Origin of the sequence: Sphingorhabdus lacus (assembly GCF_009768975.1) — a bacterium.
Classification (GTDB): domain Bacteria; phylum Pseudomonadota; class Alphaproteobacteria; order Sphingomonadales; family Sphingomonadaceae; genus Sphingorhabdus_B; species Sphingorhabdus_B lacus.
The window spans coordinates 1,154,710-1,169,630 of the sequence record NZ_CP035733.1; the positions used below are offsets into that span (position 1 = coordinate 1,154,710).

General features: G+C 54.5%; 13 protein-coding genes. 3 read left to right on the plus strand and 10 right to left on the minus strand.

The window, feature by feature from the left end; translation table 11 throughout:
* Positions 1 to 29 precede the first annotated feature (29 nt).
* From EUU25_RS05380 to EUU25_RS05410, 7 genes are all read right to left on the minus strand, one after another.
* On the minus strand, positions 30 to 887 hold the full coding sequence (locus EUU25_RS05380; RefSeq protein ID WP_246162922.1) for a CheR family methyltransferase: 858 nt from the start codon (positions 885 to 887) through the stop codon (positions 30 to 32).
* Between the two features lie 2 nt (positions 888 to 889).
* Complete coding sequence (gene cheB, locus EUU25_RS05385) at positions 890 to 1,975, minus strand: chemotaxis-specific protein-glutamate methyltransferase CheB (RefSeq protein WP_158898985.1); 1,086 nt, start codon at positions 1,973 to 1,975, stop codon at positions 890 to 892.
* A 12-nt stretch (positions 1,976 to 1,987) separates the two neighbouring features.
* Positions 1,988 to 2,353 carry a response regulator gene (locus EUU25_RS05390; protein WP_158898987.1) on the minus strand — a complete coding sequence of 122 codons (366 nt, stop codon included), beginning with the start codon at positions 2,351 to 2,353 and terminating at the stop codon, positions 1,988 to 1,990.
* 96 nt (positions 2,354 to 2,449) lie between these two features.
* Positions 2,450 to 2,884, minus strand: a complete 435-nt coding sequence (locus EUU25_RS05395) for a chemotaxis protein CheW (protein ID WP_158898989.1) — start codon at positions 2,882 to 2,884, stop codon at positions 2,450 to 2,452.
* Positions 2,884 to 5,265 (minus strand): chemotaxis protein CheA, encoded by a 2,382-nt coding sequence (locus tag EUU25_RS05400; RefSeq protein ID WP_158898991.1) that lies wholly within the window; start codon positions 5,263 to 5,265, stop codon positions 2,884 to 2,886. Before EUU25_RS05400 ends, EUU25_RS05395 begins: the two co-directional genes overlap by 1 nt.
* Positions 5,266 to 5,346: 81 nt before the next feature.
* Positions 5,347 to 5,988 carry a histidine phosphotransferase family protein gene (locus tag EUU25_RS05405; protein WP_158898993.1) on the minus strand — a complete coding sequence of 214 codons (642 nt, stop codon included), beginning with the start codon at positions 5,986 to 5,988 and terminating at the stop codon, positions 5,347 to 5,349.
* 57 nt (positions 5,989 to 6,045) lie between these two features.
* Positions 6,046 to 6,453 (minus strand): M67 family metallopeptidase, encoded by a 408-nt coding sequence (locus EUU25_RS05410; RefSeq protein WP_281347007.1) that lies wholly within the window; start codon positions 6,451 to 6,453, stop codon positions 6,046 to 6,048.
* Positions 6,454 to 6,469: 16 nt separating this feature from the next.
* Here EUU25_RS05410 and EUU25_RS05415 point away from each other — a divergent pair, with 16 nt between their 5' ends.
* The 3 genes from EUU25_RS05415 to mtgA all read left to right on the plus strand — a co-directional run bounded on the left by EUU25_RS05415 (position 6,470) and on the right by mtgA (position 9,145).
* Positions 6,470 to 7,411 (plus strand): RluA family pseudouridine synthase, encoded by a 942-nt coding sequence (locus tag EUU25_RS05415; protein ID WP_158898997.1) that lies wholly within the window; start codon positions 6,470 to 6,472, stop codon positions 7,409 to 7,411.
* 73 nt (positions 7,412 to 7,484) lie between these two features.
* Positions 7,485 to 8,390, plus strand: coding sequence for an RNA polymerase sigma factor RpoH (gene rpoH, locus EUU25_RS05420; RefSeq protein ID WP_158898999.1), 906 nt, complete (start codon positions 7,485 to 7,487; stop codon positions 8,388 to 8,390).
* A gap of 53 nt (positions 8,391 to 8,443) precedes the next feature.
* Entirely contained in the window at positions 8,444 to 9,145 is a 702-nt protein-coding gene (gene mtgA / locus EUU25_RS05425; protein WP_158899001.1) for a monofunctional biosynthetic peptidoglycan transglycosylase, read from the plus strand.
* A gap of 56 nt (positions 9,146 to 9,201) precedes the next feature.
* On the opposite strand, the gene EUU25_RS05430 is transcribed toward mtgA, so the two are convergent.
* The 3 genes from EUU25_RS05430 to EUU25_RS05440 all read right to left on the minus strand — a co-directional run bounded on the left by EUU25_RS05430 (position 9,202) and on the right by EUU25_RS05440 (position 14,798).
* Complete coding sequence (locus EUU25_RS05430; RefSeq protein WP_158899003.1) at positions 9,202 to 12,483, minus strand: TonB-dependent receptor; 3,282 nt, start codon at positions 12,481 to 12,483, stop codon at positions 9,202 to 9,204.
* Between the two features lie 271 nt (positions 12,484 to 12,754).
* Positions 12,755 to 14,026, minus strand: a complete 1,272-nt coding sequence (gene clpX, locus EUU25_RS05435) for an ATP-dependent Clp protease ATP-binding subunit ClpX (protein ID WP_158899005.1) — start codon at positions 14,024 to 14,026, stop codon at positions 12,755 to 12,757.
* A 136-nt stretch (positions 14,027 to 14,162) separates the two neighbouring features.
* A complete protein-coding gene (locus tag EUU25_RS05440; protein ID WP_158899007.1) occupies positions 14,163 to 14,798 on the minus strand; it encodes an ATP-dependent Clp protease proteolytic subunit in 636 nt (211 codons plus the stop codon).
* Between the last annotated feature and the right edge of the window lie 123 nt (positions 14,799 to 14,921).

Below are 14,921 nucleotides of genomic sequence, written 5' to 3' on the forward strand. Positions count from 1 at the left end.
CATAGGCAAAGCAACGGGTTGGCGCAATATCAGCCGAAGCGGTGTTGCGCGATCATGCTTTGGGTCGCAGCCCGGGTCATCGGCTCGTAAAAGCCGCGAAATTCGGGGCTCGATTTGAACTTTTGCGTTTGTCCAATCACGGTTTCCGCGGCACCGAGCATCAATATGCCGTCATCGGCGATGCGCGCCGCAATGGCATCTAGTACCTGCACCCGCTTATCTTCGCCCAGATACATGAGCATATTGCGGCAAAGGATAACATCGAACTTGCCGAAATGCGGAGCCGGTAGCAGCATATTATGTTCGGAAAAGGTAACGGCGCGCCGCAGATTGTCCTTGGCTACCCAGTCTTCGTCATCCTGGTCGAAATAACGCAGCATCTGCATCACAGGTAAGCCGCGCTGGATTTCAAATTGGGAATAGCGCCCTGCCCGCGCCTGCGTGAGCGCGGAAGTCGAAATATCGGTGGCGATGATCTGGATCGTCCATCCCCGCCATTTTTCCGCATTTTCCTGAATAGCCATTGCCAGAGAATAGGGTTCTTGCCCTGTCGAACAGGCCGCCGACCAGATACGCAGCTTTTTACTCGCCATGCGCTGTTCGCGCAGCATATCCAATACCGGACCAGTCAGTAGAGCAAAATTTGCCTGATCCCGAAAAAAACAGGTTTCGTTGTTTATCATCGCCTCTACGCAGGCGCTCGTCAATTTGGGGTCTGCGTCAATTTCTATCAAGCCAATCAGCGTATCGAGATCAGGGATTGAATTTTCGCGCATCAACGGCTTCAAAGCCATGTCGATGCGCCAGTGCCGGTTGGCCAACAATGTCTGCCCGGTATGCTTTTCCAAAAGCGCCGACAGCGACGCATAGGCTTTGGGCTGGGTCATACTCATGCCGCTTTCGCAATACGGCCAAGTAAGTCGGTCATTTCGTGGGGCGCCAATATCGCACTGGCGAAGCCACCTTTAGCAACGGCGCCGGGCATACCCCAGACCACAGATGTTTCAACATCCTGAACCAAAGTGGTTCCGCCTGCTTCGATAATATCTTCAGCACCGCTAGCGCCATCATTGCCCATACCGCTAAAAACAATGCCCAGACATCCAGCGCCATAAATGCGCGCGAGTGACTGGAACATCGCGTCAACTGACGGGCAGTAACGGCTTTCGGTAAATTCTTCGAGCCGGTCGAGGATCACGCCATGCCGCTCGCGTCGGCACACGAGATGGGCATCGCCAGGTGCGATATAAATATGTCCGTTTTGCACAGGCTCTTGCGCTGTCGCGACAGAGACCTGACGATCTGTCAGTCCGCCCAATTGCCGGGCGAAAAAATGCATGAAGGCGTCGGGCAAATGCTGCGTGATGAAAATCGGGCAATCCAATGCCGGATCGAGATTGCGGATGATTTCGTAGATTGGCGGAATACCCCCCGTCGACGCGCCAATCGCGATGCATTTTGGCCTTACAATCTGTTGATATTCCACCGCCAGCTTTGCGGTGACCACAGCTTCGCTACGGTTATGCTGGCGTGCGGTCCGGCCGAGGCGGACCACCTTATCAATGAGAATTTCCGAAAAGCGTCCCGAGAATCCGGAGCGCCCCGGTTTGGCCAATGTGTCACAGGCGCCTAGCGACAAGGCATTCAATGCGGCAGGGCCGTTTTCTTCCGCAAAAGCCGAAACGACCAGAACCCGCGCGCCATTAGACTTGTCTAAAATGTCCGGCAGCGCATCGAGACCGGAGCGCTTGGGCATTTCAATATCGAGCAGGATGATGTCGACATCCTTATGCTCCAGATGTTCGAGTGCGACGTCGCTATCGGGCGCTTCGCATACAATTTCGATATGTTTGTGCTGGCCAAGCACACGCGCAAAAATGGAGCGGGCCACCACACTATCATCGACCAGCATAACGCGGATAGGCGCCACATCCGGGTCTGGCGTTGCGCCAGATAGTTGGTGCGTGACCGTCACCGTCAACTGCCTTTAGATACAGCCGACGATTTGCAGCTTGGCCTCAAGTGTCTCGCGGTCAAACGGCTTCATCACATATTCGTCTGCCCCGGCATCGATTGCCGCCTTGATATGACCAATGCCATTTTCGGTTGTGCAAAAAATAACCTTGGCCATCGGAGACGCTACGGATGACCGGTAGGCGCGCAAGAAATCCATGCCGCTCATGATCGGCATATTCCAGTCGAGCAATATAACGTCCGGTGTGGTTTGCGCACAATGGTCGAGCGCTTCCTTGCCGTCAGCAGCTTCCGCCACGTCAAACTGCATTGTTTCAAGGATATGCCGCGCTACCTTGCGGATTACCTTGCTGTCATCGACTATCAAACAGGATTTCATCTATAATCCACCTTCATTCTGATCCGTTCGAGACCTTATCGGTCGCTCGTTATCGACACGTTAATTTCCCGCGACGTCCGCGAAATTCCGTTCCGTTTATGCGGCCATCAATTGTTCGCGCGACACCAGCTTGGCCGGATCGAGGATCATGACAAGCTGTTCTCCAACTTCGACGGTCTCCGACACGACAGATTGCCAATGGCTATCCGGCTGGATGCACTGCTGGATCTTTTCGGCAGATAGAGGCACCACGTCTTCAACCTTGTCGACCGCCAAACCGAAATAATGGCCTGCAATTTCGACCACCACGGCAAGGCAGCCGCGCTGCAGCGTCCGGCGCTCACCCGTGACGACATATTGGCTGTCGATGAGGGTCAGCACGCGGCTGCGCAGTGCGAAAAGGCCCGCGACGCGCGGGTCGCAATGGGGTACCGGAATAACGTCGGGCACATGCACAATGGATTCGATCTGGTCGCTGTTTATGGCCACTCGGCATCCGTGTATATGGGCAATCAGAAACAGGCTGGGCATCAGGCGACTCCCGCTAACTTGGCTTCAATGGCCGACAGCAGGCCGATACGGTCATACCGGTAAATGCTCGACCGGGCGTCCGGTTTGACGTGGACAGTATCGCGCAGCAGTAAGAGCCGCGCATCATCGCCATGTGCGGTGTCCGCATCGTTGGTTCGGCTCAATACAACTGCCGCCTGCGCGCGGTCTTCAGCATCGAAGCTGACCATGTAACCAGATGCAGAGAGCAAGGGAGCCAGGATGCGCTTCTCCCATTCTACATCGCCATCACTGCCAATATAGCAGAGCGGTCGCGCCGAAATGTCGCGCGACATGGTGCCGTCCATTTCGAAATATTGGAAGATATTGATGAGTTCAACGGACTTGCCGAGCGCGGATACTACACCCTCGCATTGCTCGGGATGGGCGCTGGGGTAAATGTCTTCGTCCAGTGTGAAGATATCAAGGACATCTTCCACCGCCAGATATTTGGTGCTCACACCATCGGTCAGTCGCAGCGCCTTTATCAAGCCGTCGGAGGGAACATCGACCAGTTCGCAAACATCGAACAAGCCTTCGCCCACTTTCGCGCGCATCTTGCCACCGACAAATTCGATTTGCGCCGCATCAATATCTTCGATTCGGTCCACTACATTCAGGCGCACGGCACGCGACGTTCCATCTGTTGCGACGAACAGCAAAGCGGACGGACGCTTGGCTTCCTTGACGGCGGACTCCGCGACGGCCACATTTGTATTATCTTCGGTCTGTTCGATGCCAATCGCTGCGCCAAGGCCGCTCGCATCAAGCAACAGCATCGGCCGGCCATTATCGGGCAGCGTTGTTCCGGCATATAGCCCGGTTTCCATGATGATCGGCGCACCCGGCTTGACCACAAGCTCTTCGGTATCAATCACATTTTCGACATCGAGCGCATAGGTTGTCCCCATCGCTGGACGAATGACGACTAAAGTCCTGCTCGTCGCGATACTATCGGTGGTTTCATCAATGCCGAGCAGCGTTTCGAGCTTTGCATAGGGATAGCGTTCTCCACGGATATGCGCGATTTGCGAGCCCCCCAATTCTTCGATCGAGACGTTCTTGTTGGTCGTGGACAAAATTTCGACGATGGAATTGCGCGAAATGCCGAAGAACTGGCTTCCTGCCTTTATGGTCAGCCCCGCGATGATCGACAGCGTCAGCGGCAGGCGTAATGTCATTTTCAGGCCTAGGCCTTCATAATTCTCAAGATCAACCGTACCGCCAATGGCCTGCAGGTTACTTTTGACAACGTCCATGCCGACACCGCGGCCCGAAATTGCCGTGACCGTATCGGCCGTAGACAGGCCGGGAATGAAGATGGTGCTTAGCTGCGCCTTTTCGGACATTTTTTGCCAGTCAGCGGCGCTTACAATTTTCGCGGATACGGCGCGCGCGCCCAGCTTTTCCAGATTAATGCCACGCCCGTCGTCGATGATTTCGATTAGAATCTGGTTACCCGACTGGCGTGCAACGATGCGAATGTGGCCGACCGGGTCCTTTCCTGCCGCAATACGTTCGTCGGCATGTTCTATGCCATGATCCACTGCGTTCCGAAGGATATGCGTTAGCGGATCACGCAGAGCTTCGACCATTTCGCGGTCAACTTCGACTTCGCTACCGTCGATCCGAAGCTCAACATCTTTGCCAAGCTCGAGCGTGATATCCCGCAACAAACGGGGCAAGGACGAGAAAAGGCGATCGATATTCTGCATGCGCATTAGCCCCACCGCATCGCGCATTTCAGCGACTGATGCGGACAGCCGGGCAAAAGCGTGATCTACTTCCGCACCCGTCTGGGACTTTCGCAATTGGCGAGAGACTTCGTTTCGCGCCAGGACCATGTCCGAAACGCCGTTCATCAGCCGGTCGAGCAGGCTGAGCGAAACACGAACCGTTCGCGCCTTGGACCGACCGCCGGTTGCGTCGTCTTCCAGATCGGTTTGCGCACCTTCGTCGCCGGGCGACGACGATGATGCGTTTCCGCCATGGGTCGGCAGGAAACCGTGCATGGTGTCGATGAGCGCGCCATCGTCATCATAAACGGCGCGGCCGGATTCCAGCGCCTCGGTGAGTGCAGCAATGCGGTCCACAACGGCCAAGATAGCCGAGACAAGCGCGGGAGAAGCGACGATCAGGCCGTCGCGCGCGCAGCTTAGAACATCCTCCGCCGCATGGCTCAGCCGCAATAGACGGGGCAAATCGAGGAAGCCACAGCTTCCCTTTACGGTATGCACAAAGCGGAAAACACTATCGATGAGTGCGCGGTCTTGCGGGTTTTTTTCCCATTGGACCAACTGACCGGCCAACGCCTCAAGCGTTTCGCGCGTTTCAGCGATAAATTCGTCCAGCAGTTCGTCCATTTACCCAGCCTCGATAAGCGAAGCTGAGGATGTGCCCTGATATGGTTAAGATGCCGTTTACACAGCGCCTTTTCGGACAGCTCAATTGCGGATGAGCGCGCCGATAATCAGATGTTCGGGGTCGGGCTCGGCCAACTGCACCAATCCGCCGCCGCGTACCGCAAGATTGCGGGCCATCCATGCCGCGGCCGTGCGCGAATCGACCGATGCCGCGTCCAGATTTCCGGCCAGAGTGGTGCGGATCGCTTCGTCCATCACAATCCGAGGACCGTTGGCGCGGATAACGATTTCATGTTCACCTTCTCGGCTTTCGGCCCCAACAAACAAGGTTCCGCCGCGCACGAGCGCGTCATTGGCCAGCAAAACGAGGTTCAGCAAAATCTTGATCGCGCGCTTGGGCATGAATGCTGCGGGCACGGCCCATTCAAGCGTTGTCCGGCCGCTTGCCGTTACCAAAGGCTCGATGACCGCCTTTGCGTCATTGGGATCGACTTCCGATCCGAAACCACCGGCTGCGCCAAAAGCAAGGCGGAAGAATTTCAGCTTGTCCGCCGCCGACTTCGCGCTTTCCGCCAGCAAATCCATGCAGCGCTGCCGCATTTCCGGATCGTGCTCGTCCGCGAGCAATTCCAGGCCGTTATTCATCGCACCTACCGGGCTGAGCAGGTCATGGCACAACCGCGAACACAAAAGGCTGGCAAGGTCTACTTCGGACTCCGTCATTGATAAAATTCCCAGATTAGCTTGTTGCAGCGCTCATGGACGTTGTTTCCCGTGGATTCAACCCTCGACTAGGATGGGAATGGATTCAAATTCAATTACCTGCGCTGCTTCCGCAAGAGGTTTCCAAGCCGTCACGCCGTCGCCGGCGATTATCAGCCAATAGCGCCCATCGGCAACCGCCTGTGCCGTATCGGTGGCCGACGGCCGAGCGAGACCATTGGGATGGGAATGGTAATAGCCGATGATGGGCACACCCCCATCGCGCGCGGCTTTGTGGCGGGATAGCAGTTCCACCGGATCCAGTTCGAAATTATGATCGGGATTCTCTGCGACATTGGCACAATACACCAACTCAAACAGCCGATCATCCCGCCCCAACAAGAGGCCACAACACTCCTGATTTCCAGCAGCCAACGCCCTTTCCAGAAGTTCGTTATGGTGCTTCCTTGATATTCGCAGCGGCATCACCCATGTCTAGGCGATGGTTGGGGAAAATACCATATTTTCAGGCGTGTTAGGCGAAGGTCGCCTCGACAGTGCATTGGCGCATGCCCTGCCCCAGTTTTCGCGTGCCCGTATCCAGGGCCTGATTGCCGAAGATGCCGTGCTTATTGCCGGAAAAGCGACCAATGACGCCGCCTCGAAGAAATTTGCCGGACAGAGCTTTGAACTCTCCGTCCCTGCCCCGCGCCCGGACAAGGCGGAAGCGCAGGATATTGGCCTGACGATCGTTTTTGAAGACGATCACCTTATCATCGTCGACAAACCCGCTGGCCTCGTTGTCCATCCGGCTGCCGGACATGCCGACGGGACGCTGGTCAATGCGCTGCTCCACCATTGTAAGGGAAAGCTATCTGGCATTGGCGGTGTCGAACGCCCCGGAATCGTCCATCGAATCGACAAGGATACCTCTGGTCTGCTCGTCGTCGCCAAAAGCGATGCCGCGCATGAAGGGCTCACCAAGCTATTTGCCGCACATGATATCGAACGGCGCTATTTCGCGATCGTCAGCGGTGTCCCTGCCCCGCCCGCAGGGACCGTCAGGACGCAAATCGGGCGGTCTACCACGAACCGCAAGAAGATGGCGGTTTTGCCCGAAAACAAAGGCAAACATGCAGTTACCCATTACAGGACGGTCGAAAGCTTTGCCAAAACCGCATTGGTCGAATGCACGTTGGAAACGGGCCGGACGCATCAAGTCCGTGTCCATATGACGCATATCGGACACCCTTTAATCGGCGATTCCGTTTATTCTAATCGACAAAACCCTTACAGAATCGGACAAAACCAGTCCAAATTCGATAGACAGGCATTGCACGCCGCGTCGCTGGGGTTTATTCATCCGATATCTGGAGAAACATTATTGTTCGAAAGCAGTTTACCAGAAGATATGCAGCTTCTGTTAAGTCAGCTTCAGCTATAAAGTTTTGATAGGGAACGCATGCTATCGAGTGCTTGATGAGGCTCGGTTGCAGGCAAAAATGAAAGAGAGAAACATGTCTGATCGTAAGAATGTTCCGGCGACGATCCCTGCTCTCGGGGGGGATGCAAGCCTTAACCGTTATTTGAGTGAAATCCGGAAGTTTCCGGTCTTGAAGCCCGAGCAAGAATATATGCTTGCGAAGCGCTACCAAGAACATGGTGACCCCAAAGCTGCCGAGCAGCTTGTCACGTCACACCTGCGCCTCGTTTCGAAAATCGCAATGGGCTACCGCGGCTACGGCCTGCCGGTGTCCGAGCTGATTTCCGAAGGTAATATCGGGTTGATGCAGGGCGTGAAGAAGTTCGATCCCGACCGTGGCTTCCGCCTTGCGACCTACGCAATGTGGTGGATTCGCGCGTCCATGCAAGAATTCATCCTGCGCAGCTGGAGCCTTGTCAAAATCGGCACCACTGCCGCGCAGAAGAAACTATTCTTCAACCTGCGCCGTATGAAGAATAACCTGCAAGCTTTTGAAGATGGTGACTTAAATCCAGAAGCGGTGGCCAAGATCGCAACGGATCTGGGCGTGTCCGAAGAAGAAGTGCACAATATGAACCGCCGCATGGCGATGGGCGGCGATACATCGCTGAACGTGCCGATGCGCGAAGATGGTGACGGTCAATGGCAAGACTGGCTTGTCGATAATGAGCCTTTGCAGGATGAACGCGTTGCTGACGCGCAGGAAGGCGATATGCGGCATGCGATGCTGTCAGAGGCACTCGACAGCCTGAACGACCGCGAAAAGCATATCCTGACCGAACGCCGACTGATCGACGAGCCAAAGACTCTCGAAGAACTGAGCCAGACCTATAATGTCAGTCGCGAACGCGTCCGCCAGATTGAGGTTCGTGCTTTTGAAAAGCTGCAAAAGGCGATGATGCGTATTGCCGGCGAAAAGCGTTTAATTCTCGCCAATTAAGGCGATTTGTAAAAACAGGTGACGGACGGAATATGCTGCGCTAGCTTTGGTCCATGACTGAACCGAAGCGCTCGTTTTCCGCCCGTTTCTTCCGCTTTACCTTTAAATGGTTGCTGTACTTTGTGATCGGTAGCGTCGCGCTGACTGCGATCTACGCCATTGTTCCGGTACCCACGACGCTCACCATGCTGTTCGACAGCAATGGTGCGACGCGGGATTGGACACGGCTATCCAACATCTCCCCTAATCTGGTGCGCGGCGTTATCGCAGCGGAAGATGGCAAATTTTGCAGCCATGACGGGTTCGACCGCGAAGCCATCGAAAAGGCCCTACAGCGCAACAAAAGCGGAGGCCGGATGCGCGGCGGATCAACGATCAGCCAGCAAACGGCCAAAAATGTCTTCCTCTGGCAAGGCAGCGGCTGGACACGCTATTTGCGCAAGGTGCCGGAGGTTTATTTCACATTCCTGATCGAGACCATCTGGGGCAAACGCCGCATCATGGAAGTCTATCTGAACGTCGCGGAAACAGGCATCGGCACCTATGGCGCAGAGGCCGGTGCACAACGCTATTATAAGAAAAGCGCCAAGAACCTGACGCGTCAGGAAGCGGCTAGGATTGCTGCGGTGCTACCACTGCCCAAGAAACGCGCTGTCCACGGCGCAGGCGGCTTTACCCGCCGCTATGGCAACAGCATCGCCTCCCGCATACGCGTGGTGCAGCGCGACGGTCTCGACAACTGCATCTATAAATAACAAACAAAAAGGGCGGAGCCGAAGCCCCGCCCTTTCGGTTAAACTATTAGTCCGACTTAGAAGCTGACTTTTACGCCAACGCGGATGCCATACAGCGATTGACGCGTCACAAGCGCTTCATTGGGTGCAAGGACATTGGAGTATCGATATTGGGCACAATTTTGTGTCGATGCCGTATTCACAACACCAGTTGCGGGTGCCGTTCCAGTGGGGGTCGCTACGCTGAGGCACTGGACAGTGACCAGCGCTGCGGTTTGCGGGAACGATACCTGACGCAGTGCACCCCAATCGCTATCGATCAGGTTGAGCACATTTTCGATATCCGCGAACAAACGAAGCTTCGATTTGCCAACAAATAGCGGCAATTCTTGGCTGATGCTCAAATCCACCTTGAAGAAATCAGGTGATTGTTGCGTGTTTTTGGCAATGATGCCGCCACGGTATTTTCCAATGCCCAGCTGATCGACGAGTGCGTTAAACGCTGTCTCGTTAGCAGCAGTAGCGAAGGAAACGCGGCTGTCGTTCAAGGTAGGAACATAGAGCAAATGGCGAGCACCATTGCCGACAGTTCCAAAAACTGCCGAGCGGTTCGTCTGGTCATTCATCGTCAAGCTGTAAGGACGACCTGAACGATATTCACCGAATAGCGACAAACGGGTCTTGTTTTCACCGAAGAACGCACGGTTAAAATCGATCCCGAACTTCCACTGATCCTTGATCTGGTAAATGGACGTTCCGTATGCAGCAAAGTTCGGATTTGCGAACGCGTTGTTGGAGTACAACGACCCAGCAGTGGCCGAGGTAATCGCGTTGGTGTCCTTAATGCTCGAACGTGTGTAGCTCGCGTCGATCGAAAGGCCCCAATCCCAAGACTTCGACAGACGTGCCACACCGACGTACGACCGGCCACGCTGATCGTTTGTCATCAGCAGGTCCTGGTTTGTAGTGGCGACACCACCCAATGGCGCGTAACGCGGGCGTCCGTCTGGCAATGTGCCAACTACAACCGACCGTGCATCCGTCCACTGATATCCTTCGATAACATTACCGTAGAGCGCATCGACGCCGAACAGCCAGCCATCACCAAGCGCACCGAGATCCGCATCATAATTGACTGACAAAGTCGCACGAGCCTGACGCGCTGTAGAGATGTTGGGATCGATAGCGTTGACAGGTGCCGCAGCTAAGGATGCAGTATTGGTTGCCACAAAGCTACCTACTGCACCAGGAATGTCACCATTCACTCCGGTCAGAGCCGTTGCACAAAGCGCAGGGTTGGCTGGAGAAAGATTACAGGTTGCCGGTGTTGCGTTGCGTTGAATATCGATCGCATTGGTCAACTGACCTGTATTCGAGTAGCTGTTCGACAAGAATACGTCGGGAGTTCCGCCTGCGAAAATTCCAATGCCACCACGGACAACCAAACGTTCTGTTGCTTGCCAGTTAAAGCCAAAACGGGGTTGGAATACACCTTCACCGTTAAAGGTTTTCCGGTTCGAGAAACCTTGGCGGCCAAGGAAGTTGGAGTTCAACGGGACATCGGTTGGGTTGTCATACATGTCGTAGCGGAAACCGAAGGTCATTTCGAGACCGGGCAACACTTCCCAGTCATCCTGGATACCGAAGGTATACGCACGACTCTTGAAGCTAGCCGCTGCATCATTTGGATCGAGGCTTGGTACGGCAGCACCAAAGCGCAAACGGCTTGCGATGCGATTCTGGAAGTCCGCAATTGAGTCAAAGTAATAATCACCTAACGACCGTTGCAAGAACAGGTTGAAGGTGTTGATTTCCGAGTAGCCAAAGGTCGCTTTAATACGATGCGAACCAGCGTCTTTACGTGCGGTGAAATCGATCGAGAGATTGTCGGTGTTCAAGTCGTTCGACTGGCGGCTGACATCAGGACCAAAGAATACACGCGAACCACCGCAAGTGATAAAGGTGCTCGCGCCCGTCGTCACCGAAGTCGGGTCAAGACAGACTTCAAATTGTGGGAATTCACGGCCACCAAACGGAGTTTGGTCCCGGTTATAGTCGCGGTAAGACGCACGCAGTTCAGTAGAGAAAGTATCCGTCCACTGCGAGTTCAGCTGGAACACGCCCGAATTTACTTCTTCTGCCAATTCATATCCGTTCGAGAACAGACCGAGTGCGAACGGAGGTGTTGTAAATGTGTTCTGTTGGAACTGCTGCGTGCCGACGTTGCGAATATACGTCAATGACGCGCGATGGTCGTCGTTGACGTTCCAGTCGAGCTTCGCAACATATTTCTCGTCTTCTTCGACGGCATTTTGTATCTGGCCAAGGGTGTCATAGCCATAAACCGATTGGGCGATGGAGCTGATCTGATCGATCTGCGCCTGCGTTATACCGGGAACCTGGTTTGAGAATCCGGCACCTACACCGTCATCAAAAGGATCGGATTCTTCGGTCTTTTCGTATCCGAACATGAAGAATAATTTGTCCTTGATGATCGGACCTGAAATTATGCCGCCATATTGTTTGGAATCGAAATTGAGCGCGACATTGCGACCGCGCGTACGATCACCAGTCAACTTCTCGTCGGTATACGTAAAAAATGCCGATCCTGAAAAATCATTGCCACCAGAGCGCAGAACAACGTTGATCGCACCGCCTTGGAAGTCACCTTCAGAAATATCATAGGGTGCAACTTTCACCGAAAGTTGTTCAATAGCATCGAAAGGAACGGGTCCACGCGATGTCGGAAGACCACCGTTGTTCAGGCCGAAATCGTCAGAGAACTGGACGCCATCTACTGAGAAGCGGTTCAAACGACCATTTTGGCCGGCGACTTCAATCGTACGGCTGTTGGAAAGATCGATCGTTACGAACGGATCGCGACGTGCAAGGTCACGAATATCCCGGTTAATCGAAGCAACGCCTTCGATATCTTCGCGGTTCAGCGCGGTGATCGGGCCGGTGCTTGTCTCGGTCGCTCCGCGAAGTGCGGACGCCGTCACAACGATTTCCTGTTGTGCTTGGAGAACTACCGGCAAACGGTAGCTCTGACCTGCACTCAGAGACAAATCTGTTACCTGCGCGCTTTCAAAGCCATCGGCTTCAACTGTTACGGTGAACGGTCCTCCAATACGCAAACCGCTTGCAGCAAAGTTACCTTGGCTGTCGGTCGTGCTCGTAGCGGTCGTACCCGATGGTTCGTGTACGATAGTCACGTTAGCACCGGCAACAGGCCCACCGGCGCTTTCAACAGTACCACGTACCGATGACGTCGTTTCCTGCGCCATGGCGGGAGTTGCCACAACTGTGGCGATCGAAAGCGCAGCGGCGCTAGCTGCTAAATAATAACGAATTTGCATTTTTAAGACCCCTTAAATTCTGACAACCCAACAATTAAGCCAGCGTCCGGTTTGTCGAATCGCGGCGGCGGGAGTGGTCGCAGCGCCCCCTTGAAGCCGGAAAATGTCAGTTAAATGACAGCCGGGCCCCAATTCAGCAGTGATTCGGCCTTAGCGACTGCGCACACGCAGGCAAAGTGCTGCGCTGCAGCAACTCCGCCATAAGTGGTCATTTAATGTTTTTTTTAGAAGTTGTTGCAGCGGTGCAACAGTGCCCTTTGGACGATCGACCCTAAGCCGCGTCTTCCTTTTCAGCCTTTGCCGATTTGGCGTAGACAAGCACCGGCGTTTTGCGACCTTCGACAACATCCTTATCGACGACAACCTCATCCACACCGTCAAATGTCGGCAGGTCGAACATGGTGTCGAGCAGGATTGCTTCAAGAATAGACCGTAGACCGCGTGCACCGGTTTTGCGCTCAATTGCCTTCTTGGCAACGGCTTCTAGTGCGTCGTCGGTGAAGCTCAGGCCCACATCCTCCATCTCGAACAGCTTGCGATATTGCTTTACCAGCGCATTCTTCGGCTCGGACAGGATCTTCACAAGCGCAGCAATGTCGAGATCTTCCAGCGTCGCGGTTACCGGCAAACGGCCTACAAACTCAGGGATCAGGCCGTATTTCAGCAAATCCTCTGGTTCGATCTGCTTCAGCACCTCGCCCGTCCGGCGCTCATCGGGGTCAGCCACATGGGCACCAAAGCCGATGGACTTGCCTTCAAGACGGTTGGAAATGATCTTTTCCAAGCCAGCAAAAGCACCGCCGCAGATGAACAGGATGTTGGTCGTGTCGACCTGCAGGAATTCCTGCTGCGGATGCTTGCGACCGCCCTGCGGCGGAACACTGGCGGTTGTGCCTTCCATCAGTTTCAACAGAGCCTGTTGAACGCCTTCACCGCTGACATCGCGGGTGATCGACGGGTTTTCCGCCTTGCGGCTAATCTTGTCGATTTCGTCGATATACACAATGCCGCGCTGTGCCTTTTCGACATTGTAGTCGGAGGCCTGCAACAGCTTCAAAATGATATTCTCGACATCTTCACCGACATAGCCGGCTTCGGTCAGAGTCGTTGCGTCGGCCATTGTGAACGGCACGTCAAATGTCTTCGCCAATGTCTGCGCCAGCAAGGTCTTGCCGCAGCCGGTCGGTCCGACAAGCAGGATATTCGACTTTGCCAACTCGACGTCGGCGCCCTTCGCGCCATGGTTCAAACGCTTATAGTGGTTGTGGACGGCAACCGACAGAACGCGCTTCGCCTGCGGCTGGCCAATGACATAATCATCCAAAACTTCGCAGATTTCCTGCGGACTTGGCACTTCACCTTCCTTACGGCCGGTCAGCGTACCCTTGGTTTCTTCGCGAATGATGTCGTTGCACAACTCGACGCATTCATCGCAGATGAACACGGTGGGCCCGGCGATCAGTTTGCGGACTTCATGCTGCGATTTCCCGCAGAAGGAGCAGTAAAGTGTGCTCTTGGTATCAGATCCGCTTAGCTTCGTCATAAAGTGTCCTGCTTCCACGCCCATAGGGGCGCGAACTGTAATAGAAACGTCATCCTAAAGATGCGTTCGATTTTGGCAATAGCCCAAAAAGGGGTTCGCCATGTTAGTAAAACTGGTGGACAAAAGCCTAACAGGCTTATCCCGCTTCAGCTTCGGTATTTGCCGGACGCTTGTCAAAGACTTGGTCGACTATACCGAACGCCTTGGCTTCGTCGGCTTCCAAGAAAGTGTCGCGGTCCATCGCCTTCTCAATATCCTTGAGCGGCTTGCCCGTATATTTGGCGTAAAGATCGTTCATGCGCTTGCGAATACGCAGGATTTCATTCGCCTGGATTTGGATATCCGACGCCATACCACGCGCGCCGCCTGAAGGCTGATGCACCATGATGCGGCTGTTGGTCAGCGCAACGCGCATGCCGGGCTCCCCTGCGGCCAGCAGGAAACTGCCCATGGACGCCGCCTGCCCGATGCAGACCGTGCCCACTTTGGGACGAATATATTGCATGGTATCATGGATCGCCATGCCGGCCGTAACCACGCCGCCGGGCGAGTTAATGTACATCCAGATATCCTTTTTGGGGTTATCCGATTCGAGGAATAGCAATTGCGCCGTAATGATCGAAGCCATGCCGTCTTCGACTTCACCCGTCACAAAAATGATACGTTCACGCAGTAGCCTTGAGAAAATGTCCCAGCTGCGCTCGCCTCGGTTTGATTGCTCAATAACGACGGGAACGAGTGCTGTGGTGGGATCGAAATAAGGATCGTGCATATATACCTCTGGTTTGGCTCAATTGCCTTTGTGCCTACATCGGCGTGACGGGCTAAAGTTTCAAGCAGGAAAAGGGTTAAGATTGCGTTCGACACCCCGAATCTAAATTCGATAAAATCGATT